The organism is Citrobacter sp. TBCS-14 (genome assembly GCF_005280805.1).
GTDB lineage: Bacteria > Pseudomonadota > Gammaproteobacteria > Enterobacterales > Enterobacteriaceae > Citrobacter > Citrobacter gillenii.
Genome location: NZ_SZWM01001345.1, coordinates 232,891 through 256,591, shown reverse-complemented (window position 1 = coordinate 256,591; position 23,701 = coordinate 232,891). Strand labels below are relative to the sequence as shown.

At 52.2% G+C, this 23,701-nt stretch carries 20 protein-coding genes; 13 read left to right on the top strand and 7 right to left on the bottom strand.

Annotated features, from left to right (window positions below; genetic code table 11):
• The first annotated feature begins 123 nt into the window (after positions 1-123).
• The 4 genes from yiaY (at position 124) to FDX22_RS28940 (ending at position 4,632) form a co-directional block, all read left to right on the top strand.
• Complete coding sequence (yiaY, locus tag FDX22_RS28955) at positions 124-1,275, top strand: L-threonine dehydrogenase (RefSeq protein ID WP_135911233.1); 1,152 nt, start codon at positions 124-126, stop codon at positions 1,273-1,275.
• A 92-nt stretch (positions 1,276-1,367) separates the two neighbouring features.
• On the top strand, positions 1,368-2,906 hold the full coding sequence (gene aldB / locus FDX22_RS28950; RefSeq protein ID WP_146718153.1) for an aldehyde dehydrogenase AldB: 1,539 nt from the start codon (positions 1,368-1,370) through the stop codon (positions 2,904-2,906).
• 260 nt (positions 2,907-3,166) lie between these two features.
• Positions 3,167-3,490 carry a DUF3302 domain-containing protein gene (locus FDX22_RS28945; protein WP_117342532.1) on the top strand — a complete coding sequence of 108 codons (324 nt, stop codon included), beginning with the start codon at positions 3,167-3,169 and terminating at the stop codon, positions 3,488-3,490.
• 5 nt (positions 3,491-3,495) lie between these two features.
• Complete coding sequence (locus FDX22_RS28940) at positions 3,496-4,632, top strand: HlyD family secretion protein (protein WP_135911235.1); 1,137 nt, start codon at positions 3,496-3,498, stop codon at positions 4,630-4,632.
• A 16-nt stretch (positions 4,633-4,648) separates the two neighbouring features.
• Here FDX22_RS28940 and FDX22_RS28935 read toward each other — a convergent pair whose 3' ends face one another.
• The gene (locus FDX22_RS28935) at positions 4,649-5,602 is read right to left on the bottom strand and encodes a LysR family transcriptional regulator (protein ID WP_115257191.1); all 954 of its coding nucleotides are present in this window, start codon (positions 5,600-5,602) and stop codon (positions 4,649-4,651) included.
• A gap of 121 nt (positions 5,603-5,723) precedes the next feature.
• On the opposite strand from FDX22_RS28935, the gene FDX22_RS28930 reads away from it, so the two are divergent.
• Positions 5,724-6,464 (top strand): MipA/OmpV family protein, encoded by a 741-nt coding sequence (locus FDX22_RS28930; protein WP_096759120.1) that lies wholly within the window; start codon positions 5,724-5,726, stop codon positions 6,462-6,464.
• An 86-nt stretch (positions 6,465-6,550) separates the two neighbouring features.
• Here the strand turns inward: FDX22_RS28930 and FDX22_RS28925 are convergent, their stop codons facing one another.
• Together FDX22_RS28925 and FDX22_RS28920 are read right to left on the bottom strand one after the other, a co-directional pair.
• Positions 6,551-8,506 carry a glycoside hydrolase family 127 protein gene (locus tag FDX22_RS28925; protein ID WP_135911237.1) on the bottom strand — a complete coding sequence of 652 codons (1,956 nt, stop codon included), beginning with the start codon at positions 8,504-8,506 and terminating at the stop codon, positions 6,551-6,553.
• 10 nt (positions 8,507-8,516) lie between these two features.
• Positions 8,517-9,917, bottom strand: a complete 1,401-nt coding sequence (locus tag FDX22_RS28920) for an MFS transporter (protein WP_096759122.1) — start codon at positions 9,915-9,917, stop codon at positions 8,517-8,519.
• 252 nt (positions 9,918-10,169) lie between these two features.
• On the opposite strand from FDX22_RS28920, the gene FDX22_RS28915 reads away from it, so the two are divergent.
• Together FDX22_RS28915 and FDX22_RS28910 are read left to right on the top strand one after the other, a co-directional pair.
• A complete protein-coding gene (locus FDX22_RS28915) occupies positions 10,170-10,985 on the top strand; it encodes a helix-turn-helix domain-containing protein (protein ID WP_115257193.1) in 816 nt (271 codons plus the stop codon).
• Between the two features lie 114 nt (positions 10,986-11,099).
• Positions 11,100-11,573, top strand: coding sequence for a 4Fe-4S dicluster domain-containing protein (locus FDX22_RS28910; RefSeq protein ID WP_117342522.1), 474 nt, complete (start codon positions 11,100-11,102; stop codon positions 11,571-11,573).
• Positions 11,574-11,609: 36 nt separating this feature from the next.
• Here the strand turns inward: FDX22_RS28910 and avtA are convergent, their stop codons facing one another.
• Both avtA and malS read right to left on the bottom strand, forming a co-directional pair.
• The gene (gene avtA, locus FDX22_RS28905; RefSeq protein WP_096759134.1) at positions 11,610-12,860 is read right to left on the bottom strand and encodes a valine--pyruvate transaminase; all 1,251 of its coding nucleotides are present in this window, start codon (positions 12,858-12,860) and stop codon (positions 11,610-11,612) included.
• Between the two features lie 176 nt (positions 12,861-13,036).
• Positions 13,037-15,067, bottom strand: a complete 2,031-nt coding sequence (gene malS, locus FDX22_RS28900; RefSeq protein ID WP_146718152.1) for an alpha-amylase — start codon at positions 15,065-15,067, stop codon at positions 13,037-13,039.
• Positions 15,068-15,383: 316 nt separating this feature from the next.
• Here malS and FDX22_RS28895 point away from each other — a divergent pair, with 316 nt between their 5' ends.
• Positions 15,384-16,208 carry a protein bax gene (locus FDX22_RS28895; RefSeq protein WP_096759137.1) on the top strand — a complete coding sequence of 275 codons (825 nt, stop codon included), beginning with the start codon at positions 15,384-15,386 and terminating at the stop codon, positions 16,206-16,208.
• A gap of 85 nt (positions 16,209-16,293) precedes the next feature.
• Here FDX22_RS28895 and xylR read toward each other — a convergent pair whose 3' ends face one another.
• Positions 16,294-17,472, bottom strand: coding sequence for a D-xylose utilization transcriptional activator XylR (gene xylR / locus FDX22_RS28890; RefSeq protein WP_115257197.1), 1,179 nt, complete (start codon positions 17,470-17,472; stop codon positions 16,294-16,296).
• A gap of 362 nt (positions 17,473-17,834) precedes the next feature.
• On the opposite strand from xylR, the gene xylA reads away from it, so the two are divergent.
• The 3 genes from xylA (at position 17,835) to yiaB (ending at position 21,199) form a co-directional block, all read left to right on the top strand.
• On the top strand, positions 17,835-19,157 hold the full coding sequence (gene xylA, locus FDX22_RS28885) for a xylose isomerase (protein WP_146718151.1): 1,323 nt from the start codon (positions 17,835-17,837) through the stop codon (positions 19,155-19,157).
• A 72-nt stretch (positions 19,158-19,229) separates the two neighbouring features.
• Positions 19,230-20,684 carry a xylulokinase gene (xylB, locus tag FDX22_RS28880; protein ID WP_146718150.1) on the top strand — a complete coding sequence of 485 codons (1,455 nt, stop codon included), beginning with the start codon at positions 19,230-19,232 and terminating at the stop codon, positions 20,682-20,684.
• Between the two features lie 167 nt (positions 20,685-20,851).
• Positions 20,852-21,199: an inner membrane protein YiaB gene (yiaB, locus tag FDX22_RS28875; protein ID WP_115257199.1), complete on the top strand. Its 348-nt coding sequence runs from the start codon at positions 20,852-20,854 to the stop codon at positions 21,197-21,199.
• A gap of 13 nt (positions 21,200-21,212) precedes the next feature.
• Here the strand turns inward: yiaB and FDX22_RS28870 are convergent, their stop codons facing one another.
• Positions 21,213-22,208 (bottom strand): acyltransferase, encoded by a 996-nt coding sequence (locus tag FDX22_RS28870; RefSeq protein ID WP_146718149.1) that lies wholly within the window; start codon positions 22,206-22,208, stop codon positions 21,213-21,215.
• A gap of 175 nt (positions 22,209-22,383) precedes the next feature.
• On the opposite strand from FDX22_RS28870, the gene FDX22_RS28865 reads away from it, so the two are divergent.
• Together FDX22_RS28865 and glyQ are read left to right on the top strand one after the other, a co-directional pair.
• The gene (locus tag FDX22_RS28865; RefSeq protein WP_115257200.1) at positions 22,384-22,692 is read left to right on the top strand and encodes a YsaB family lipoprotein; all 309 of its coding nucleotides are present in this window, start codon (positions 22,384-22,386) and stop codon (positions 22,690-22,692) included.
• Positions 22,693-22,787: 95 nt separating this feature from the next.
• Entirely contained in the window at positions 22,788-23,699 is a 912-nt protein-coding gene (gene glyQ, locus FDX22_RS28860; protein ID WP_001168551.1) for a glycine--tRNA ligase subunit alpha, read from the top strand.
• Positions 23,700-23,701 lie beyond the last annotated feature (2 nt).

Here is a 23,701-nt window from a genome sequence, read left to right as displayed (position 1 = left end):
AGATTTTAAACCTAATGTGCTTTTTTAATTTCTGGTGTTATTAAAATAACAACCACGATCATATTTTGATGGGATTTTCACACGTATGCTGCCTACCTCTTTAGAGTAATTAAGGATTGTACAATGGCTGCTTCAACATTTTTTATCCCATCTGTGAACGTAATCGGTACTGGTGCATTGAAGGATGCCATGAATACAATGGCGGAATATGGATTCCGTCGTACGTTAATCGTGACGGATGCCATGCTGACCCAATTAGGGATGGCGGGCGATATTCAAAAGGCCTTACAGGAACGTGATATTTTCAGTGTTATTTTTGATGGTACGCATCCTAACCCAACTACCAGCAACGTTGCGGCAGGTCTGAAACTTCTGCAAGAACACCAGTGTGATAGCGTTATTTCCCTGGGCGGCGGCTCACCACACGACTGTGCGAAAGGCATTGCGCTGGTGGCGGCTAACGGCGGCGACATTCGTGACTACGAAGGCGTTGACCGTTCTGCAAAACCACAGCTGCCGATGATTGCCATCAACACCACGGCGGGTACGGCATCTGAAATGACCCGTTTCTGCATCATCACTGATGAAGAACGCCACATTAAAATGGCGATTGTTGATAAGCACGTAACCCCGCTGCTGTCGGTAAATGATTCCTCGCTGATGGTCGGTATGCCGAAGTCTCTGACGGCGGCCACCGGTATGGATGCGCTGACCCACGCCATTGAAGCCTATGTTTCCACTGCTGCCACGCCGATTACCGATGCTTGTGCACTCAAAGCGGTAACGATGATTGCTGAAAATCTGACGGTTGCCGTGGAAGAGGGCAGTAACGCGCAGGCGCGCGAAGCCATGGCCTACGCGCAGTTCCTCGCCGGTATGGCCTTTAACAATGCATCTCTGGGTTACGTTCACGCAATGGCGCACCAGCTGGGCGGTTTCTATAACCTGCCGCACGGGGTGTGCAACGCCGTCCTGCTGCCGCATGTTCAGGTGTTCAACAGCAAGGTTGCTGCGGCTCGCCTGCGTGACTGTGCGGCTGCAATGGGTGTGAATGTGGCGGATATGAGCGAAGCGCAAGGCGCTGAGGCCTGCATCGCGGCGATCCGTGAGCTGGCGCAGAAAGTGGCAATTCCGGCAGGCCTGCGCGACCTGAACGTGAAGGAAGAAGATTTTGCTATTCTGGCGACCAACGCCCTGAAGGATGCCTGTGGTTTTACCAACCCGATTCAGGCGACGCATGAGGAAATCATGGCGATCTATCGCGCGGCAATGTAAACCGTGACATCTGTCGTAAAGCAGTAAATGGCTGGCGAATAATTCGCCAGTCCCGTCTACCTTTGTAGTACCCCTACAGCAAGGAGACGGTCATGACCAATAACCCCCCTTCAACGCGTATTCATCCCGGCGAGTATGGTTATCCCCTGAAGTTAAAAGCCCGATACGATAACTTTATCGGCGGCGATTGGGTGGCACCGGTGGACGGTGAGTATTACCAGAACCTGACGCCGGTCACCGGGCAGTTACTGTGCGAAGTGGCCTCTTCCGGCAAAAAAGACATCGACCTGGCATTGGATGCCGCGCACAAAGTCAAAGATAAATGGGCGCATACGTCCGTTCAGGATCGTGCTGCGCTCCTGTTCAAGATTGCCGATCGCATGGAGCAAAACCTGGAGCTGCTGGCGACGGCAGAAACCTGGGATAACGGTAAGCCAATCCGCGAAACCAGCGCGGCAGATGTGCCGCTGGCCATTGACCATTTCCGCTATTTCGCCTCCTGTATTCGAGCCCAGGAAGGGGGGATCAGTGAAGTCGACAGCGATACGGTGGCGTATCATTTCCATGAACCGCTCGGCGTAGTCGGGCAAATTATCCCGTGGAACTTCCCGTTGCTGATGGCGAGCTGGAAGATGGCGCCGGCCCTGGCAGCGGGTAACTGCGTGGTGCTGAAGCCAGCTCGTCTGACGCCGCTGTCGGTGCTGCTGCTGATGGAAGTTATCGGCGATTTGCTGCCACCGGGCGTGGTGAACGTGGTCAACGGTGCGGGCGGAGAAATCGGCGAATATCTGGCGACATCAAAACGCATTGCGAAAGTGGCGTTTACCGGTTCGACGGAAGTCGGCCAGCAGATCATGCAGTACGCCACACAGAATATTATCCCTGTCACGCTGGAACTGGGTGGCAAGTCGCCGAATATCTTCTTTGCCGACGTTATGGATGAGGAAGATGCGTTCTTTGACAAGGCGCTGGAAGGTTTTGCGCTATTTGCCTTCAACCAGGGCGAGGTGTGTACTTGCCCGAGTCGTGCACTGGTGCAGGAATCTATATACGAACGTTTTATGGAGCGAGCCATTCGCCGTGTGGAGAGTATCCGCAGCGGTAACCCGCTTGATAGCGTCACGCAGATGGGCGCGCAGGTCTCGCATGGGCAGTTAGAAACCATTCTGAACTACATTGATATCGGTAAGAAAGAAGGGGCGGATATCCTGACCGGCGGGCGGCGTAAGCAGCTGGATGGGGAGTTAAAAGAGGGCTACTACCTCGAGCCAACCATCCTGTACGGAAAGAACAATATGCGCGTTTTCCAGGAAGAGATCTTCGGCCCGGTGCTGGCGGTCACAACCTTTAAAACTATGGAAGACGCGCTGGAGATCGCCAACGATACCCAATACGGACTGGGTGCTGGTGTCTGGAGCCGTAACGGTAATCTGGCCTATAAGATGGGACGTGGTATTCAGGCCGGACGCGTCTGGACCAACTGCTACCATGCCTACCCGGCACATGCGGCGTTTGGCGGCTATAAACAGTCGGGTATCGGGCGGGAAACTCACAAGATGATGCTGAACCACTACCAGCAGACCAAGTGCCTGCTGGTGAGCTACTCTGATAAACCGCTGGGGCTGTTTTAATCTCCTGTCACTTATTGCCCGGTATCGCATAGCGAGCCGGGCATCAAGTTCTGCTCTGCAGTTTACTCAGGTAAATGACTGGGGTGAGCGAACGAAGCCAACAAAGAAGCAGTTCAAAAGACGATGGGTATATATAAACCCATATATCGTTATATAAATAAGACAATTGCATCCAATCTGGTTATTCCACTATTATGCTCAAATCTATTATTTAAAACTAATAGCATACAAATTCTTTATTTTTAATCCCTGAGGCAAATATGTTTCTTGATTATTTTGCATTAGGAGTGCTTATTTTTGTATTCCTGGTCATTTTTTATGGGGTTATTATTCTGCATGATATTCCCTATCTAATTGCAAAAAAACGTAACCATCCTCATGCCGACGCTATCCATGTTGCGGGATGGGTAAGTCTGTTTACGCTGCATGTTATTTGGCCCTTTTTATGGATTTGGGCAACGCTTTACCGCCCGGAGCGCGGTTGGGGCATGCAAAGCGCTGATTCTTCCCTGATTCAACTTCAGGAACGGGTAGCCGATCTGGAAAAGAAACTGGCCGAGGTTAAGACCTCCCCGGCGGAGTAATATCGATGGATTTACTGATCGTTTTGACCTATGTGGCTTGTGCATGGTCTGTATTTAAAATTTTCAAAATTCCTGTAAATAAATGGACAGTACCGACTGCAGCATTGGGCGGTATTTTTATTGTTTGCGGACTTATATTACTGATGAACTATAACCATCCGTATACATTTAAGGCGCAAAAGGCGGTTATTTCTATTCCCGTCGTGCCGCAGGTGACCGGGGTGGTAACAGAAGTCACGGATAAGAAAAACACGCTGATCAAAAAAGGCGAGGTGCTGTTTAAGCTTAACCCAGGGCGTTATCAGGCGAGGGTTGACCGCCTGAAAGCCGACATTGTCACGGCACAGCATAAAGAGCAGGCGCTGGTTGCGCAGTTAGATGAAATGAAAGCGAACACGCAGCAGAAAAAGGCCACGCGTGACAAGTTGGCAAAAGATTACCAGCGTTACGCGCAGGGTAGCCAGGCGAAGGTAAATCCTTTTTCTGAACGCGATATCGATGCGGCACGGCAAAACTATCTGGCGCAGGAAGCGTCGGTAAAATCGTCCCTCGCAGAGCAACAGCAAATACAGAGCCAGTTAGACAGCATGGTGATGGGTGAGCATTCACAAATTGCCAGCCTGAAAGCCCAGCTGGCGGAAGCAGAATTTAACCTCGATCAAACCGTGGTTCGTGCGCCCAGCGATGGCTATGTTACCCAGGTGCTGATCCGACCGGGCACCTATGCCGCTGCGCTGCCGATGCGTCCGGTGATGGTGTTTATCCCGGATCAAAAACGACAGATTATTGCCCAGTTCCGCCAAAACTCACTTCTGCGACTGGAGCCAGGTGACGAAGCTGAAGTGGTATTTAACGCGCTACCGGGGAAAGTTTATAGCGGAAAACTGGCCGCGATTAGCCCGGCGGTTCCGGGTGGTACGTATCAGTCGAACGGCGCGTTGCAATCCTTAAACTCCACGCCGGGTTCGGAAGGGGTGATCGCCACGATTGAACTGAATGAGAATGTGGACGTCAACGCGTTGCCTGATGGTATTTACGCTCAGGTCGCGGTGTATTCGGACCATTTCGCCCATGTATCAGTGATGCGTAAGGTCCTGTTACGCATGACCAGTTGGGTGCATTACCTGTATCTCGACCACTAGGTGCAGACTATTTTACTTACTCAGGTGGCTGTTGTAGCACCTGAGTAAGCTGCTCGCGAATCTCCGCCAACATCTCATCCAGAATAAACTGCACTCGCCAGGGTTGGTATTCACGCTTACGGAAAATCGCGACCAGATCCAGCCACCACTCGTGCTGTTCAGAGAAGCACGGAACCAGCGCCCCAGCCTCAATATCAAGTTGAACGCTTTCATTGGGCGCAAAAACAATGCCCAGATGATTACGTGCCAGCGCCAGCGCGGATTGCGTATTATCGCAGACGTAATTTCCTGTCACCCGATAGTCATGCATCTCCTTGCCACCGGCTGAATTGAATCGCCAAATATTGGCGTCATCAATCATCATTGAATCAATCAAAATACAGGAATGTTGCTCCAGTTCTTCAGGGCTACTGATGGGGTGCTTATCGAGATATCCCTGGCTGGCAAAAGCCGTAACCGCATATTTAGTAATGAAACTGGCAACCAGTGTTTCATCTTTGGGATGTGCGTAGGAAATTAAAACATCACAATCATCAGGGAATTCGACCCCTTCATAAAATGCTTTACGTTCCAGGTTATAGGTTTTCAGCGAGAGGCTAATTCCACCAATATTCTGAATTTTTGCAATAACATGTTGCGATAAGTAAGCAATAATTCCCGTTGGTGCATATACAGTGACCCGACCACGTTTTTCATGCTTATAATCGGCAATAAAATTGTTCAGCTGTTCGTTTCTGTCTAACATGTCATTGATGTAGGGTAGCAACGCGGTGCCAAAGGGCGTCAGGGTAAGTTGTCGGGTGGTTCTGTCAAACACCTTTAATCCAACTTTTGATTCAAAATCAGCAAGATATTTGCTGACGTTGGCCTGCGCAATGCCGAGTACGGTTGCGGCATGGCTGATGTTTTCACTGGCAGCAATGACCGAAATAATTTTCAGTTCCCGGTGTTTGAGTTGTAATTTGTTCATCGCTGAATCCAATATATATATGATTTTATATATTACTATATAAATATGCGTCTTGCACTGATGAAATTGTAAGCATTATTATGCGCCTGCTTTGTAGCTTATTTTAAAATGGAAAGTTGGCATGTTAATTAAACGCAATATTGCGGCGCTAGTTGCTTTGTCTTTTATGGCAAGTGCATCAGCCGCAGAGTTTTCTCTTGGCGGTGGGGCTGTATATAACGAATCTCCTTATCGTGGATACAATGAAAATGTCCATGCAGTACCGCTTATCAGTTATGAAGGCGAATCATTTTATTTTAGGCAAACAACGCTAGGTTATATTCTGTCGAAGAGTGAAAGTAATGAATTTAGCATTACTGCTTCGTGGATGCCGCTTGAGTTTGACCCAGGCGATAACGACGATCATGCGATGAAGCAGCTCGACAAGCGTGACGCAACCGCAATGGCGGGGGCCGCATGGTATCACCATGAGAAATGGGGCAGCGTGAAAGTCTCTGCCGCAGCGGATGTAATGGACAACAGCAGCGGTTGGGCTGGCGAAGTTTCTCTGTTCCGTCCAATGCCGATGGGCAAGCTGACGCTGACGCCGTCCATTGGTGTGCTCTACTACGATGAAAAATTCAACGAATATTACTACGGCATCTCAGGCAATGAGTCTCGCCGTAGCGGGTTATCTAGCTATTCCCCAGGCGATAGCTGGACACCGTATGCCGGTCTGTCCGCAAAATATGCGTTAACCGCTAACCTGACACTGCTGGCCAGCGCCAACTATAGCGTGCTGCCAGATGATATTAAGGATAGCCCAATGGTTGATCGCGATGACAGCTTCACTTTCCTGTCAGGGGTGAGCTGGCGTTTCTAATTCTCACCCGTTTGTCCTCATGGAAGAGGGCAATTTTTTCATGATGTTTTGACGGATGGCGCCAACAGTCGCCATCCGTCATATCATTACTGCTCGTTGACCCAAATCCGCATTTCACCTTCACCACGGTTCGCCCAGCTAAACCACGGAATAAACGTCAGCGTATGCGTTTGCCGGGAAGCGGGGGAGACATCGTAGTGCCACAACGATTGCTGCGTGGCATCATCAGCGCTTTGCTTCACCCCTTCCGTTTGAATCAGTATTTTATGGCTGAATAGCCCTTTCCCCTCAAAGACCCTGAATTCACTCTCTTTGGGCAGCCACAGGTTATGCAATTCCTCGCCGTTATCCGCCTGCTCCAGACAATAGACTAACGGTCCACGTTGAATGGCAACTTTACCGGCAACATGGCGAACCAGCGGATTGCCGTATACCCGACGCACCGGCATCGGGAGCGTCAGGCTCAGCGTATCCCCTTCTTGCCAGGTGCGGGTTATGTGCAAATAGCCTTTGTGAACATCCTGCTCGACCGGCAGACCGTTCAGCATGACCTGCGGCGCGGAGCACCAGTCCGGCAGGCGTAGTGCCAGGGTGTGGTGTACTGGCTGCACGGAATCAATGGTGATATTAACCTGCTCATGCCACGGATAATCTCCGCTAATGCGGAGTTTCAGCGTCCCGTTTTCAACGGGTATTTCCATGCTGTTGCCCACATACATATTGATATACAGCGCGTCCTGGCGCGGCGTGTAGAGGTAATGGCCAATCGACGTTAACACGCGCGCGATATTCGGTGGGCAGCAGGCGCAGCCAAACCAGCGCTGGCGAATGGGCTTCACGTGGTCATAAATATGGTTAAATTTTAGAGATTTAGGATGCACTTCCAGCGGGTTAACGTAGAAAAAGTGTTTCCCGTCAAGCGCCATACCACCCAGTACGGTGTTATACAGCGCGCGTTCCATCACGTCGGCGTACTGACTGTCGGCCTCCATCTCCAGCATCCGGCGGGCGAACATCATCAGACCAATAGAGGCGCAGCTTTCCGCATACACAGAGTCGTTGGGCAGATCGTAGTCGCTGCTAAACGCCTCGCCGCTGCTTTGCGAGCCGATCCCGCCGGTAATGTACAACTGGCGCTGGGCCATATTGTTCCACAGTCGCAGGCAGTCCTGGCGCTTGCCTTCGTCCTGGCTTAAGCGGGCCAAGTGGGCCACACCGGTCATCAGGTAGACAAAGCGCACGGCGTGACCGATGGCGGTTTGCTGTTCAGATATTGGCTGGTGCGCCTGGCTGTAAGGCTTGTCTTTCACCATCCACGCCGGGCCGTAGGTGTGCCAGTAGGAGGTGCGACCGCGTTTTTCGTACTCTTCATCGTAGAAATGCGGCTGTGTGCCACGCTGCTCAACAAAATAATTTACCAGCGTCATATACCGTGGTTGCTGCGTGACTTCATACAATCGCATGAGCGCCAGCTCAATTTCCGGGTGTCCGGGATAGCCATGCAGCTGGTTTTCACCGGGTCCAAAAACGTTGTCGATATGGTCTGCCAGACGACATACCACCTCCAGTAAGCGGCGTTTTCCCGTCGCCTGAAAGAAGGCCACACCCGCTTCTATCATGTGACCCGCGCAGTACAGCTCATGACATTCGGCCAGATTCGTCCAGCGTTCTTCAGGGGCCTTCACCGTAAAATAGGTGTTGAGATAGCCATCTTCGCACTGGGCGGCGGCGACCAGTTCAATCACCTCATCGGCGGTTTTTTCCAGCTCGGTATCCGGTTTCTGACACAGCGACCAGGCCACGGCCTCCAGCCATTTGGCCACGTCGCTATCCTGAAAAACCATGCCGTAAAACTCACCGGATTGCTGGCCCGCAGCAATGCGGAAATTCTCGATAGCGTGGCTGGGATCGGCTTCTGCAATGCGGTCATTGAGTGCATCCCACTGATAGGGGATCACCACGTCGCGCACCAGTTGCTGGTATTGTCCGAGGAACGGATCGCTGACCGTGAGCTTATGCAGGTCGACTTCTTGTGCGTTCATTTCGTGCTCCTTAAGGCTGTACATGACGCTGACGCAGATCGGTAGCAATGCGCGACATCATCGGGTTATTGAGTTTGCAAAGGCGGATAGACAGCGCCAGCAGTAGGTGGAACAGGGCGGGTAGCAGCGTCTCCATGGCGGTAATACCTTGCAGCGAACTGGCGGTTTGGTTGCCAGCGCCAGGCTGATAGGCGACAAAAATAAACAACACGCTGATGATCCCGGCACTGGAGGCCCAGGCCAGCTTGATGAAAAACAGGTTGAAGGCGAAATTCATGCCGGAGGAACGCACGCCGGTTTTCCATTCGCCGTAATCATCAGCAAAGGCCATCAGCGAGAAGTGCAGCGGCAGCGTGAAGCCGAGAATAATGCCGTTGCCGAGAATCACCGCCAGCCATAACGTCTGGTGCGCTGGACCGGTTGGCAGGAACCACATTAACGCTGCCAGCGCCGCCAGTACCAGGTTGGTGTAGTAATAGAGTTTGACGGTGTCGATGCGTCGCGTCAGCGGGCTAACCACCACCGAACCGATGATCGAAGCGAAGGTGACCATGGTGAAAAACAGCGAGGTGTAAGCGGTACTGCCTTCCAGCACGTAGGTAATGAAGTACATGTACCCGCCGCCACGAATATTAAAGACATTGATCAGCAGGAAGGACATCACCAGCATCAGCAGCAGTTGGTCATTTTTACGCAGTCCGCCGATGTGTTCGCGCAGCGTAAATTTCCCCATCATCGCCAGCGGTACTCGCTCGCGCACCCAGAAGAAACAGCACAGGAACATGACGACTGCGATGGCACACAGGATGCCCACGCCAAACTGATAACCCTGCGCGGCGTTGCCCTGACCGAGTATCTCCACCATCCACGGCAGGCCGACGGAGACTAAAAAACCGGCGACACCGCACAGCACAAATCGCCAGGACTGGCAGGCGATCACTTCATTGTGGCGCGTCGTCATGGTGTTGATCAGCGCACAATACGGCACATTGATCGCGGTATAGCCGACGGAAAGCAGCAGATAGGTGCCAAATGCCCAGGCGATTTTTACCCCCATGCTGGCGTCCGGGACGGTAAAGGTCAGAACGCCAATAATGCCGATGGGAACGGCCACCCACAGCTGCCATGGGCGAAAGCGTCCCCAGCGGCTTTGCGTGCGGTCGGCGAGGACACCCATGATCGGGTCAGAAACCGCGTCAAATACGCGCAGGGCAATAAACAAGGTGCCGACCAGTGCGGGCGTTAAGCCAAACACATCAGTATAGAAAAAAGTCAGGAAGTTCATGATCAGGCAGGTAATAACGGTCCCGCCTGCATCGCCTAATCCGTAACCTATTTTTTCACGCAGAGATAATTTGTCGTCTTGTGCACGTTGTGCCAAATCGTTGGTCGTAATCGGAGCCGAAGTCATAAATAACTCCCGGAGAGGATGTTCAGAAAGTACCCCGCTACATTGCGGGCTTTTATTGTGTCATTTGCAAAGTACGTTATTTATTCTGCACCAAATACTCAGACCAACAAGGGAAGGGAAAAGTATAAAAAGATGACAATTCCGACGTAATTGAAAAAGTGTGATTTCGATCCGGCGAGATACTATTTTATCGTGAATAATCAAAGATGAAGGCAGGTTTTTAGGGTGCTAAAAGCGGGAAATTGAATAGTTATGCTTGAATTATCCATGTCACTTCCGATTAAAGTACAAAATGGCGGGCTGTTTATTTCTCGTGGCGTGGGAAGTCATCCGGCGCGGCAACTTCATTCCTGGGAAATTATCTTTGTCGAAAAAGGGACATTAACGATTCGTGAAGGGAACGCTATTTTTAGCGTGCAGGCTGGAGAGAGTTTGCTGTTGTGGCCGCAGCGTTTACATGTCGGCGTGGAACAATTTCCGCCCGATTTAAAATTTTATTGGCTGCATTTTGAAGTGAAGTCCGGTGAGCGTGTTTCACCGCCTGAAGCGCTGCTTTCGATCCCGCAACAGACTCGGGTGAATGAGCCACAATATATTATTTCGCTGTTTCGCCAGTTTTTACGTGAGCAGGAGAATATCCATCGCAGCGTTGCGCTGGAGCTGATCCTGTTGCTGATTTTGCAGCAAATATCCGCTGCCGCCAGCGAACAACCTGCCGATACGCCCGGTAATGCGCTGGCGTGGAAAGCGCAGCAAATGATACATACGCAGTTCCATTTACCCCTATCAGCCTCATTGCTGGCGAAAGAACTGCATTGCAATGCAGACTATCTGGGGCGTGTATTCCGGGGTGTTTTTCGGCTGACGTTAACCGAAGCGCTGCATCGCCAGCGGGTGAGGGCGGCAGAAAAGCTGTTGATCAGTGATTCGCTGTCGCTGACCGAGGTGGCGTTTAAATGTGGATTTAACGACGTGGGGTATTTTCGCAAAATTTTCCGTACGCACACCAGCCTGACCCCGGCGGCGTGGAAGCGCCGTTACTGCAAAGAGCATATTAATTCGGCGTAGTTGCCCCTGCCTGGCTCATACACCTGACAAAATTCCACCGTTTCCCCTGTCCGATCAAAGCGGTGGGGGCCGGCTCTCTGGCACTCTGTGGTTTTAACGGCGACGGAGAAGGCAATGAACGGGTTTATTATGGCGGATGCGGCTAAATGCATTGGATGTCGAACCTGCGAAGTGGCCTGCGTCGTCGCGCATCAGGAAAACCAGACGTGTGCGACGGTCTCCTCCGGGGCATTTATCCCGCGTATTCGTGTGATTAAAGACGACGCGTTTACCACGGCGGTAACGTGTCATCAATGCGAAGACGCACCTTGTGCGAATGCCTGCCCGACCACCGCTATTCGCCGCGAACATGGGCATATCTTCGTGGAACAGGCACGCTGCATTGGCTGTAAGAGCTGTATGCTGGCCTGTCCGTTTGGGGCCATGAATGTGGTTGCACAGCGCTCGCGGGTGCAGGCGGTTAAATGTGATTTGTGCTGGCATCGCGAAACGGGCCCGGCGTGTGTAGAATCCTGCCCGACCCGTGCGTTGCAATGCGTTGACGCCGCAAAAATTCAGCAGCAGCGTTTGCGTTCACAGCCGTTGTAATGCGTGACCCGACCGATTAGGCGGTCGGGTTTGCCATCAGCCTTCACGCCAGGCGCGTTCTATCTCTTCAGCCAGAATCTTCACGCCAGCCTCGATTTTCTCCGGCTCCGGAACGTAGTTCATCCGCATGCACTGGTGGGTGTGCGGCCACGGCTTGTCCAGCCCCGGGAAGAAGTAATCACCGGGAACCATCAACACGCCGCGTGCTTTCAGGCGCTGATACAGCAGCTCGGTGGTGATAGGCAAGTCCTTGAACCACAGCCACAGGAAAATCGCCCCTTCTGGTTTATGGATAAGGCAGCGCTCTTCGGATAAGTAACGGCGAATGATCGCCACGGTCTCCTGAACGCGCTGATAATAAAACGGCTTGATCACGGTCTCCGACAGGCGCAGGAGATCGTTGCGTTTAATCATCTCGCACATGATAGCCGGACCCATACCGCCAGGGGCAAGGCTGATGATGCCGTTCATGTTGGTGATCGCGGTGATGATTTTTTCATTGGCGATAATAATACCGCAGCGCGAACCTGGCAGCCCGAGCTTGGAAAGGCTCATGCACAGTACAATGTTGGGGTTCCACAGCGGGCGGGCTTCGCTAAAGATAATGCCGGGGAACGGGACGCCATAGGCATTATCAATGACCAGCGGAATACCGTGCTGATTGGCGAGACGGTCCAGCTTCAATAACTCTTCGTCAGTAATCACATTACCTGTCGGGTTGGTGGGGCGCGACACGCAAATCATGCCGGTCTCTTCGCCAATGTGCAGGTGTTCAAAGTCAACGTGATACTTAAACTGACCTTCCGGCAGCAGCTCGATATTCGGGCGCGCAGAGACGAAGAGCTCCTCTTCCAACCCGGAATCGGCATAGCCAATGTATTCCGGTGCCAGTGGGAACAGGACTTTTCGGGTGGTCCCGTCGGCGCGACGTCCGGCGAAAAGATTGAATAAGTAGAAAAACGCGCTCTGACTGCCATTTGTCAGTGCAATATTTTGTGGTTCGATATCCCAGCCCAGCTTCTCGCGCAGCAGCGTGGCCAGTTCGGCCAGTAGCTCGGTTTTCCCTTGTGGACCGTCATAATTACAAAGCGCATCAGTGACTTTGCCGTTTTCCAGCATCTCGGCTAGCAGAGACTGGAAGTACTCCTGCATCTGTGGGATTTGCGCCGGGTTACCGCCGCCAAGCATGATCGCGCCGGGCGTACGTAAACCGTCGTTGAGGTCCTCCATCAGGCGGGTGATGCCTGAATGGCGGGTAAATTTGTCGCCAAAAAGTGAGAATGTCATAGCAGGTGGTCTGTCGAGCTGAGTAATAAAGTGGCTAACCATAGCGCTACCTATGGCGGGGTGCAAATCAGGCCTGTGAGACTAAATTGACGTTTTGTGCTACACATTTGTAACAGGGTGGTGTTTTATTTTGCATAACGCTTCTCGCCCCACCGGGTACGAGAAGCCAGGGGGGATTAGGGCTGACCTGCCCAAATGACCATCACTTTGTCGTCACCGTGCTCGCGGGAAAATCCGTATCCTTGTTTCAACGTCAGCGTGGTTTGTTTACCAGCGCCGATGGCGGCATGTCTGGCCCTGAACTGGCTGATTTTCTGCCAGTGTGCGACGCTGGCGGCCGATTTACCGCTGACGTCCTGCCAGTTCATATCGGATCGCGTGCCTTGTAAAGGGTCTGAGCCGGTCGGGCCGAAAGGACGCGCGGATTCGTCACCGTAAAACAGCTGCACCGCGCCCGGAGCCAGTAGCAACAGCTCGGCGGCTTTATCTCCACCTTCGCGGAACAGGCGCGTGTCGTGCGATGAGAGATAGCTCAGAACGTTAAAATCCTGCAATTTATCCGCCATCTGCTGCCAGGTGAGATCCATATTCGCCAGGCAGTCGACGGCGCTGGCCGCCTGCTCTTGATAATCAAAATTGATCATCGCATCAAAGCCGTGGCGGTAATACTCACTGCGCATAACGCCGTGACCCCAGGCTTCGCCGGTCATCCAGAAGGGTTTATCATCCAGCGCTTTGTCCGGGTTAGCTTTCTTCCATTCGGTCAGTGCTGCGCTGGCCTGGGTTTTCAACTGCTGCCAGGCGGGAAGTTCGACGTGTTTGGCGGTATCGACCCGAAACCCGTCAATCCCGTAGTCGCGCACCCACTGGCTGAGCCAGTGGGTCAGATAATCTCGTGGCGCGTAGCCCGCAATGGCTTTGGCGTGGGTATCCGGTTTGTTATTGTAAAACACCGGTAACCCGGAAGGCGTGTTGGACTCGGTTTTCAGATCGGGCAGGAAGGCCAGCGACATCGTCAGGTCGTCAAAACCGGGGCTGTCGTAGTCGCCGATGTCGGTACGGATCCAATTTTTCCCCCACCATTTTTCCCAGGCGGCTTTATCACTGAAATTGATGTAATCATTAAAGCTGTGCCAGCTCTGTCCGGCGGCGGGCTTCCAGTCCGTCCAGCGTTCACCGAGCGTATGTTTCAATTCATCGCCCGATAAATATAACGCGCCAAACTGATAAGCCTGCATATCGGCCAGCGTCGCGTAACCGGCATGGTTCATCACCACATCGAACAGAATGCGGATACCGCGCTGGTGAGCGCCATCGACCAGCGCACGCAGATCGGCCTCGTTGCCCATATTGGCATCAAGCGTGGTCCAGTCTTGCGTGTAATAACCGTGATAGGCGTAGTGGGGGAAATCCCCTTTGGTGCCACCACCTACCCAGCCGTGAATCTGCTCAAACGGAGCGCTGATCCACAGGGCGTTAACGCCTAACTGTTGCAGATAGTCGAGTTTGCTGGTGAGGCCACGTAAATCGCCACCGTGAAACGTCCCAATCTCCTGCATGCCGTCGTTGTGGCGACCGTAGCTGTGGTCATTGGTCGGATCGCCGTTTTGAAAGCGATCCGTCAGTACGAAATACACTGTGGCGTTATGCCAGTCGAAGGGGGCAGGGGCGTCCGTTTCTGCGCGTTCAAGCAGTAATAGCCCGTTGCTACTGGCTGCGGGTTGGAGGGTGATTTGACCGTGCTTAACCATTGCCGTCTGCTGGCTGTAGTAATCACGCACCACGGCACCTTCAGGGAAAGTCTGACTCACATCCAGCGTCAGCGGTGAGCCATCCCATTTCGGACACTGGCGAATCAGGTTGCTCACCGGCTCAACGGCGGATGCTAGTGACAGCATCAACGTTGGCGTTCCGGAGCGGGTATCCACTTCCAGCGTGTAACTACCGTCTTTGAATAAACGCCACTGTGGTGGCTCGCCTGTGCAAGGTTTTAGCGACAGCATCTGGTTGAGTTTAATGGTTTCGGCAGGCTGCCAGCACTGTTGGTCAAAATTTAGTATTAAAGGACGGGTACCCTTCGTCAACGTTGCATGGCTGACAAACTTACCCGTACCCTCCACTTCGAAGGTGGGGAACCCTTGAGAAGTCCATGACGAGGCGATGGTGATGCCTGGCATAAGCGCCAGCGCAAAGGCGGCAAGTTTCATAACGCTGTCCTGAATGCTGCGATTTTAGCCAGTTTGCCAGCGAATTACGGTCGGAGACTCATCCTTTGGGTGGATTCCGCCAGGATGAGACGTGAGGGTGAGCGATCGTGCGCAAAAAACGGCATTATTTTGCGATAACACCCGCATTTTCTTCGAATTAATACCAATCTTAACCGTTAGCGCGTGACATAGTTTCGGAATTGGACTATTCCTTTGGGTGCTCTTGACGGCTATTTTTGCTATGATTTGAGATTCATCTCTCATTTTTATGAAAAATATAAGGTGTTGGAATGTATAAATCCGACCAGGAGACCTAATGATATTGACTCCCATTCGACGATATGGGGCCATGATTCTAATGTTACTCACCATTGCATTTTCCGGTGAGGTGCTGGCAAAGACACACACGGCAACAACGAGTCAGAAGCCCCAGGCAACCAAGACAAGTAATACACAGGTAAGCAGTAAACAAGAGTATTCTCGCAATAGTGCAAAGAGTAGTTCACTTCCTGATTTGCGAAAATACCCTTCCGGAACACCAAGGAAAAAAGCGTTTCTCCGGACGGTTATGCCTTACATTACTAGTCAAAATGCGGCCATTACTGCTGAACGTAACTGGCTGATTTCAAAACAGTACCAGAATCGCTGGTCGCCGAGCGAGCGTGCGCGCATGAAAGATATCGCCAAACGCTACAAGGTGAGCTGGTCTGGCAACACGCGTAAAATTCCGTGGAACACGCTGCTTGAGCGCGTGGATATTATCCCTACCAGTATGGTGGCAACCATGGCTGCGGCAGAAAGCGGCTGGGGTACGTCGAAGCTGGCACGTAGCAACAATAATCTGTTTGGCATGAAATGTGTCAAAGGTCGTTGCACCAATGCGCCGGGTAAGGTGAAAGGCTACTCTCAGTTTGACTCGGTGAAAGAGTCAGTGACGGCTTACGTCATTAATCTGAATACGCATCCGGCATACTCTTCTTTCCGTAAGTCACGCGCTCAGCTGCGTAAAACCGATCAGGAAGTCACCGCCACGGCGATGATTCATAAGCTGAAGGGGTATTCCACCCAAGGGAAGAGCTACAACAACTATCTGTTCGCGATGTACCAGGATAACCAGCGCTTAATTGCAGCGCATATGTAATTCCTGCGCCTGATGGCGCTACGTTTATCCGGCCAACAAGATGACTCGTCGGCCGGATAAAGCGCAGTCGCCATCCGGCAACACATCACATCAGCACTTCGCTGTTCACATCGCGGTATTCTTTTGGCGTCGTGTCGTACTCTTTCTTGAACACCGAATAGAAATACTGCAGAGACGGGTAGCCGCACATTTGTGAAATCTCGTTGATGGAAAGCGTGGTGGAAATCAGCAGGCTGCGCGCTTTCTCCAGCTTTTCGGCATGGATCACCGCATGAATGGTTTCCCCGACCTCCTCTTTAAAACGCTTCTCCAGATTCGACCGTGAAATCCCCACCGAATCCAGTACCTGTTCGACCTTGATGCCCTTACAGGCATGGTTGCGGATGAAGTGCATCGCCTGAATAACGGCCGGATCGGTAAGTGAACGGTAGTCGGTTGAACGACGTTCCACGACGCGTACCGGAGGGACCAGAATGCGTTGTAGCGTCGGCTCTTCGTTCGCCAGCACGCGGTGCAGGAGTTTTGCGGCCTGATAGCCCATCTGACGAGCACCCTGAGCAACGGATGATAACGCCACGCGCGACAGGTAGCGGGTCAGTTCTTCGTTATCAATGCCAATGACGCACAGTTTCTCCGGTACCGGAATATGCAGATGTTCACAGGCCTGCAAAACGTGCCGTGCACGCGCGTCGGTGACGGCGATAATCCCGGTTTGCGGCGGCAGAGTTTGCAGCCAGTCGGCTAACCTGTTTTGTGCGTGTTGCCAGTTTTCTGGTGCAGTTTCCAGGCCCTGATAGACCACGCCACGGTACTTTTCTTTCGCTACCAGTTGGCAAAAGGCATATTCACGCTCCTCGGCCCAGCGTTTGCCGCTGGAAGGTGGTAGACCGTAAAATGCAAAGCGGTTCACCCCTTTTTCTTTCAAATGCAGAAAGGCGCTTTCAACCAATGCGTGGTTATCGGTGGCAATGTAGTGGACCGGTGGATAATGTTCAGCAAGATGGTAAGAACCCCCGACGCCAACGATGGGGACATCGACATCGGCAAGTAATTGCGCAATGTCATCGTCGTCATAATCGGCAATAACACCGTCGCCTAACCAGTCTTTAATATTATCAATACGCGCGCGAAAATCTTCCTCGATGAATATATCCCATTCAGATTGCGACGCTTGCAAATATTCACCCACGCCCTCAACCACCTGGCGGTCGTAGGCTTTATTGGCATTAAATAAAAGAGTGATACGGTGACGTTTATCAAACATAAGAGCCTGTCCTGGAAAGGGTGAATATGGGCCTGTCGATACTACCAAAACCGTGGATAATGCTGCCTGATTATGTGTGACAAATTTTTGATTTGCGTAGCGCTACGCAAAACTCACATACCCTAAGCGGGAAGGCAATTGTCATATCTTATCCGCGGATTATGGTTTTTAGTTTATTCATCAGGTTTCGATCCCGATCGTCTTTTTATTTCTTTATTTAGCGCGTTTTTTTGGGAGCCAGCGCACATTTGGGTATTCTCTTAATAGCGGTGTGAAATAACGTAATTGAGCAATAAATCAGGAAATTCCAGTATGGCGATATCGCAGTTTACTTGCCGTATTACCTGATTATGGAGCTTATTATGCAGGCTTATTTTGACCAACTCGACCGTGTTCGTTTTGAAGGGACAAAATCCACTAACCCGCTCGCATTTCGCCATTACAATCCTGATGAGACAGTGTTAGGCAAGCGTATGGAAGATCACCTGCGTTTTGCCGCCTGCTATTGGCACACTTTCTGCTGGAATGGTGCAGACATGTTCGGCATGGGGGCCTTTGACCGCCCATGGCAGCAACCCGGTGAAGCGCTGGCGCTGGCGAAACGCAAAGCGGATGTGGCGTTTGAGTTTTTCCACAAGCTGAACGTGCCTTACTACTGCTTCCATGATGTAGATGTCTCGCCTGAAGGTGCTTCGCTGAAAGAGTACAAAAACAACTTCGCGCAGATGGTTGATGTGCTGGGCGCTAAACAGGAACAAAGCGGCGTGAAGCTGCTGTGGGGGACGGCAAACTGCTTTACTAACCCACGTTACGGCGCAGGCGCGGCTACCAACCCGGACCCGGAAGTGTTCAGTTGGGCGGCCACCCAGGTGGTGACTGCCATGGATGCTACGCATAAATTAGGCGGCGAGAACTATGTTCTGTGGGGCGGTCGTGAAGGCTATGAAACCCTGCTTAATACCGATCTGCGTCAGGAACGCGAGCAGATTGGCCGTTTCATGCAACTGGTGGTTGAGCACAAACACAAAACCGGTTTTCAGGGGACTTTGCTTATCGAACCGAAGCCGCAGGAGCCGACCAAACATCAGTACGACTACGATGCGGCGACCGTTTACGGCTTCCTGAAACAGTTTGGCCTGGAAAAAGAGATCAAACTGAATATCGAAGCCAACCACGCCACGCTGGCTGGCCACTCGTTCCACCACGAAATTGCCACCGCAATCGCGCTGGGCCTGTTTGGCTCTGTCGATGCCAACCGCGGAGATGCGCAGCTGGGCTGGGATACCGACCAGTTCCCGAACAGCGTGGAAGAGAATGCGCTGGTGATGTACGAAATCCTGAAAGCGGGTGGTTTCACCACGGGTGGCCTGAACTTTGATGCCAAAGTGCGTCGCCAGAGCACCGATAAATACGATCTGTTCTATGGTCATATTGGGGCGATGGACACCATGGCACTGTCGCTGAAAATCGCAGCTCGCATGATTGAAGATGGCGGCCTGGATCAGCGCGTTGCAAAACGTTATGCCGGTTGGAATGGTGAGCTGGGCCAGCAAATTCTGAAGGGCCAGATGACGCTGACCGAAATTGCGCAGTACGCTGAACAACATAATCTGGCGCCGGTGCATCAGAGCGGTCATCAGGAACAGCTGGAAAATCTGGTAAACCATTATTTGTTCGACAAATAACGGATCGTTAAGAACGTTCGTCAGCCCGGATAGCTTTGCGCTGCCGGGCATTTCTTTAAGGAACGATACCCTATGTATATCGGGATAGATCTGGGCACATCAGGCGTAAAGGCCATACTGCTGAATGAGCAGGGTGATGTTGTGGCCTCGCAGACGCAGAAACTCACGGTTTCGCGTCCTCATCCGCTATGGTCGGAGCAGGATCCTGAACAGTGGTGGCTGGCAACGGATCGCGCCGTCAAAGCACTGGCTCAGCAACATTCACTCAGTGAGGTGAAGGCGCTGGGGATTGCCGGTCAAATGCACGGTGCGACGCTACTTGATGAGCAGCAGAAGGTATTGCGCCCGGCGATCCTGTGGAATGACGGACGCTGCGCACAAGAGTGCGAGATACTGGAAAACCAGGTTCCAGAGTCTCGCGGCATTACCGGCAATCTGATGATGCCGGGTTTTACGGCACCCAAATTGCTGTGGGTTCAGCGCCATGAACCGGATATTTTCCGCCAGGTTGATAAAGTCCTGCTGCCGAAAGATTACCTGCGTTTGCGTATGACCGGGGAATTCGCCAGCGATATGTCTGATGCCGCCGGTACGATGTGGCTGGACGTTGCGAAGCGCGACTGGAGCGACGTCATGCTGGCAGCCTGTCACCTGACCCGTGCGAATATGCCTGCGTTGTTTGAAGGCAGCGAGATTACCGGCACGTTGTTGCCTGCGGTCGCGCAAGCCTGGGGCATGTCCGAGATCCCGGTGATTGCGGGTGGCGGAGATAACGCGGCAGGCGCGGTTGGCGTCGGTATGATGAATGCCGGTCAGGCGATGCTTTCGCTGGGTACATCCGGTGTTTACTTTGCGGTAAGCGACGGATTCCTCAGTAAACCAGAAAGTGCGGTACACAGTTTTTGTCATGCTTTACCTGAAAGATGGCATCTGATGTCCGTTATGCTCAGTGCGGCATCCTGCCTGGACTGGGCGGCAAAATTAACCGGGCTGAGCAGCGTTCCTGCGCTAATAACTGCGGCACAACAGGTGGATGAGCAGGCTGAACCCGTCTGGTTTTTGCCGTACCTGTCGGGTGAACGTACGCCGCATAATAATCCGCAGGCGAAAGGCGTCTTTTTTGGTCTGACGCATCAGCATGGGCCGGCAGAACTGGCGAAAGCAGTGCTGGAAGGCGTGGGATTCGCGCTGGCAGATGGTATGGATGTGGTGCATGCCTGTGGTGTTAAACCGGCCAGCATTACGCTCATTGGCGGGGGGGCTCGCAGCGAGTACTGGCGCCAGATGCTGTCTGATATCAGCGGGTTGCAGCTGGATTACCGTACCGGCGGTGACGTTGGTCCTGCGTTGGGGGCGGCACGTTTGGCACAAATTGCGATGAATTCCGATAAGCCATTATCTGACCTATTGCCTCAACTGGCGCTGGAACAGGCGCATTATCCTGACGCAGATCGCCATGCGCTTTATTTGCAGCGTCGCGAAACCTTCCGTCGTCTCTATCAGCAATTGCTGCCGCTGATGTCATGATCATATTTCCCCTCTGCTAAATGGAGGGGATTTTTATAATCTATGTGTTTTTTAAATTAATAAGTTACGTGCATGGATTTATTCTGAAAATATAACTTAGTGCTATTTTTCTGTGTTGTCTTTAGTGGGTTATTCATATTGTATCCGTGATGGATAAGGAGATCCCAATGAAGACTACGAGGTTTATGGCATGGCTATTATTCCTTTCGGGTGCACTCATTTACGTTATTGGTTTATGGCGCGCCTGTCCCTTATTGAACGGGAAAGGATACTTTCTGGGTGTCCTGATGACAGGGATGTTTGTGACGTACGCTTACCAGCGTGCTGAAAATAGTAATCAGAATGACGAACACTTTACGCGTGTGTGCCAGATGGTGGCATTGATAACAGTAGGGTTGCTGCTGCTGGGGATGCTGAACGCTCCCTTGTCACTCATCGAAATGGGCGCCTATCCAATGGCATTCTTCGTGTGTTTAGCGGGGCAAATTATGCTGATGCGCCCGCTAAAAGAGTAACGACGGGTGAGTGTTAACTCACCAGTCGGCGTGTATCGATGCGTTGCAGCAGAACCGAAAGTAGCAGGCTGCCCGCCAGCGTGGCGCTGAAAATCCACAGCATATCCAGCGGCGGCCAGTTCTTGAGCTCGATACTGTTAGTGCGCAGCGCATGAATGATCAGCGCGTGGAAGCCATAGATACCCAGTGAGTGGCGGGAAATCAGGCACAGTACGGGGACAGTGCGTGCGCTAAGGGTGTTTTTGACCAGCGTCAGCAGCGAGACTGCGCAAATAAATACGGCTGGGCCGCAGTAGAGATACCAGGTGTCGGCAAAATTCCCTCGCCAGCGGAGCTCGTATAAGGTTCCGCGAGAGATAACAAAGACGGCGGTGACGCACAGTGCCGCACTGACCCAGGTGAGTGCGCGTTTTTGTGTATTCATCATGCCAATCGCCCTGCCCAGCAAGCCGTACAGGATGTAATAGACCGTGTCGCCGCTGATGTACAGGTTGATGGGCAGCCACTCAACGCCCCCCATTTTTAGCGAGACGGTGTTGGGATTAGCAACGATGCCAAGCACCACCATCAGCGCCAGCAGCATTTTTCCGCTAATACTTTTCACTTGAATCAGCGGTGAGACCAGGTAGATGACGGCGATGGCGAAGAAAAACCACAGGTGATAGAACACCGGTTTTTGCAGCAGATTTTTCAAAGACAGCTCGGCGTTAATCGAGGTGAACAGTGAGATGTAGGCCAGTGCGACGGCGCTATAAAACAGAACGCAGAGCGCAATACGGAGAAAATGTCGCGGCTGGGCGCTGCGCTCGCCAAAGAAAAGAAAGCCTGAAATCATGAAAAACAGCGGTACGCTGACGCGTGAAGCTGAATTGAGCACATTGGCAAGATCCCAGGCTAACGGGCTGACGCTGTGCGCATTGGTGATGTACCAGGTGGTGGTATGGATCATAACCACCATTAAACAGGCAATCCCGCGCAGGTTATCAATCCAGAAAATTTTGGGCTGCATCAGTTCCTCTGTTTCCATTAAAAAAAGTCTGACTGGCATTTCGCGGATGTATCTCACTGGAATAATCTGAGTTTTTACGCTAAAGCTTGTGATGGTCCGATGAGATTCTCAAAATAGGATCCGTTTCCAGACAGTAATAATAATAAGACTGACCCGCAAATCAGAGGGTAATAAAATGATGATGAAGTATTTCTTTCCCGCGATGGCTGCCCTCCTGCTGGCAGGATGCGCGGACCCACAGCCGCCGGCACCGACTCAGAAAGCGCAAAAGGCCAAAGTGAGCTCTTCACGTTCGCTGGATATGGAAGCATTATGCAAAAATGAAGCGGCTGAACGTTATAACACCGGGACGCAGAAAATAGACGTAACCGGCTTCGAACAGTTCCAGGGCAGCTATGAGATGCGTGGTTCTACCTTCCGTAAAGAGAGTTTTGTCTGCTCATTTGACGCAGACGGGCAGTTTTTGCACCTTTCCATGCGCTAAGTTCCTCCTTTTTCCCGTTTCGTACTGTATATCTTGCAGCCAGCGGGTATACTGATCGCTTCCTTTAAATCCACACGTATCCAGCACGAAATAATATGCAAAAGTTTGATACCAGGACCTTCCAGGGCTTGATCCTGACCTTACAGGATTACTGGGCTCGCCAGGGCTGCACCATTGTTCAACCATTGGACATGGAAGTCGGCGCGGGTACTTCTCACCCAATGACCTGCCTGCGCGCGCTGGGGCCGGAGCCGATGGCGACTGCTTATGTGCAGCCTTCTCGTCGTCCGACCGACGGTCGCTATGGCGAAAACCCGAACCGCTTACAGCATTACTATCAGTTCCAGGTCGTCATTAAGCCGTCCCCGGACAACATTCAGGAGCTGTACCTTGGTTCGCTGAAAGAGCTGGGTATGGATCCAACCATTCACGACATCCGTTTCGTGGAAGATAACTGGGAAAACCCAACGCTGGGTGCCTGGGGTCTGGGTTGGGAAGTGTGGCTGAACGGCATGGAAGTGACGCAGTTCACCTACTTCCAGCAGGTTGGTGGTCTGGAATGTAAGCCTGTGACCGGAGAAATCACTTACGGTCTGGAACGTCTGGCGATGTACATTCAGGGCGTAGACAGCGTTTACGACCTGGTCTGGAGCGACGGCCCGCTGGGTAAAACCACTTACGGCGATGTGTTCCATCAGAACGAAGTCGAGCAGTCGACTTACAACTTTGAATACGCTGACGTGGACTTCCTGTTCACCTGCTTCGAGCAGTATGAGAAAGAAGCCCAGCAGCTGCTGGCGCTGGAAAACCCACTGCCGCTGCCTGCTTACGAACGTATTCTGAAAGCCGCCCATAGCTTCAACCTGCTGGATGCGCGTAAAGCCATCTCCGTCACCGAGCGTCAGCGTTATATTCTGCGCATTCGCACCCTGACCAAAGCAGTGGCAGAAGCTTACTATGCTTCCCGTGAAGCCCTTGGCTTCCCGATGTGCAACAAAGACAAATAAGA

Coding starts and splice junctions, on each gene's coding strand:
- FDX22_RS28895 (WP_096759137.1), top strand. CDS start 15,384: ATGATATTGACTCCCATTCGACGATATGGGGCCATGATTCTAATGTTA.
- FDX22_RS28920 (WP_096759122.1), bottom strand. CDS start 9,917: ATGACTTCGGCTCCGATTACGACCAACGATTTGGCACAACGTGCACAA.
- avtA (WP_096759134.1), bottom strand. CDS start 12,860: ATGACATTCTCACTTTTTGGCGACAAATTTACCCGCCATTCAGGCATC.
- FDX22_RS28915 (WP_115257193.1), top strand. CDS start 10,170: ATGCTTGAATTATCCATGTCACTTCCGATTAAAGTACAAAATGGCGGG.
- FDX22_RS28865 (WP_115257200.1), top strand. CDS start 22,384: ATGATGATGAAGTATTTCTTTCCCGCGATGGCTGCCCTCCTGCTGGCA.
- xylA (WP_146718151.1), top strand. CDS start 17,835: ATGCAGGCTTATTTTGACCAACTCGACCGTGTTCGTTTTGAAGGGACA.
- FDX22_RS28930 (WP_096759120.1), top strand. CDS start 5,724: ATGTTAATTAAACGCAATATTGCGGCGCTAGTTGCTTTGTCTTTTATG.
- FDX22_RS28910 (WP_117342522.1), top strand. CDS start 11,100: ATGAACGGGTTTATTATGGCGGATGCGGCTAAATGCATTGGATGTCGA.
- FDX22_RS28870 (WP_146718149.1), bottom strand. CDS start 22,208: ATGCAGCCCAAAATTTTCTGGATTGATAACCTGCGCGGGATTGCCTGT.
- FDX22_RS28925 (WP_135911237.1), bottom strand. CDS start 8,506: ATGAACGCACAAGAAGTCGACCTGCATAAGCTCACGGTCAGCGATCCG.
- xylB (WP_146718150.1), top strand. CDS start 19,230: ATGTATATCGGGATAGATCTGGGCACATCAGGCGTAAAGGCCATACTG.
- FDX22_RS28945 (WP_117342532.1), top strand. CDS start 3,167: ATGTTTCTTGATTATTTTGCATTAGGAGTGCTTATTTTTGTATTCCTG.
- yiaB (WP_115257199.1), top strand. CDS start 20,852: ATGAAGACTACGAGGTTTATGGCATGGCTATTATTCCTTTCGGGTGCA.
- FDX22_RS28935 (WP_115257191.1), bottom strand. CDS start 5,602: ATGAACAAATTACAACTCAAACACCGGGAACTGAAAATTATTTCGGTC.
- malS (WP_146718152.1), bottom strand. CDS start 15,067: ATGAAACTTGCCGCCTTTGCGCTGGCGCTTATGCCAGGCATCACCATC.
- aldB (WP_146718153.1), top strand. CDS start 1,368: ATGACCAATAACCCCCCTTCAACGCGTATTCATCCCGGCGAGTATGGT.
- xylR (WP_115257197.1), bottom strand. CDS start 17,472: ATGTTTGATAAACGTCACCGTATCACTCTTTTATTTAATGCCAATAAA.
- yiaY (WP_135911233.1), top strand. CDS start 124: ATGGCTGCTTCAACATTTTTTATCCCATCTGTGAACGTAATCGGTACT.
- glyQ (WP_001168551.1), top strand. CDS start 22,788: ATGCAAAAGTTTGATACCAGGACCTTCCAGGGCTTGATCCTGACCTTA.
- FDX22_RS28940 (WP_135911235.1), top strand. CDS start 3,496: ATGGATTTACTGATCGTTTTGACCTATGTGGCTTGTGCATGGTCTGTA.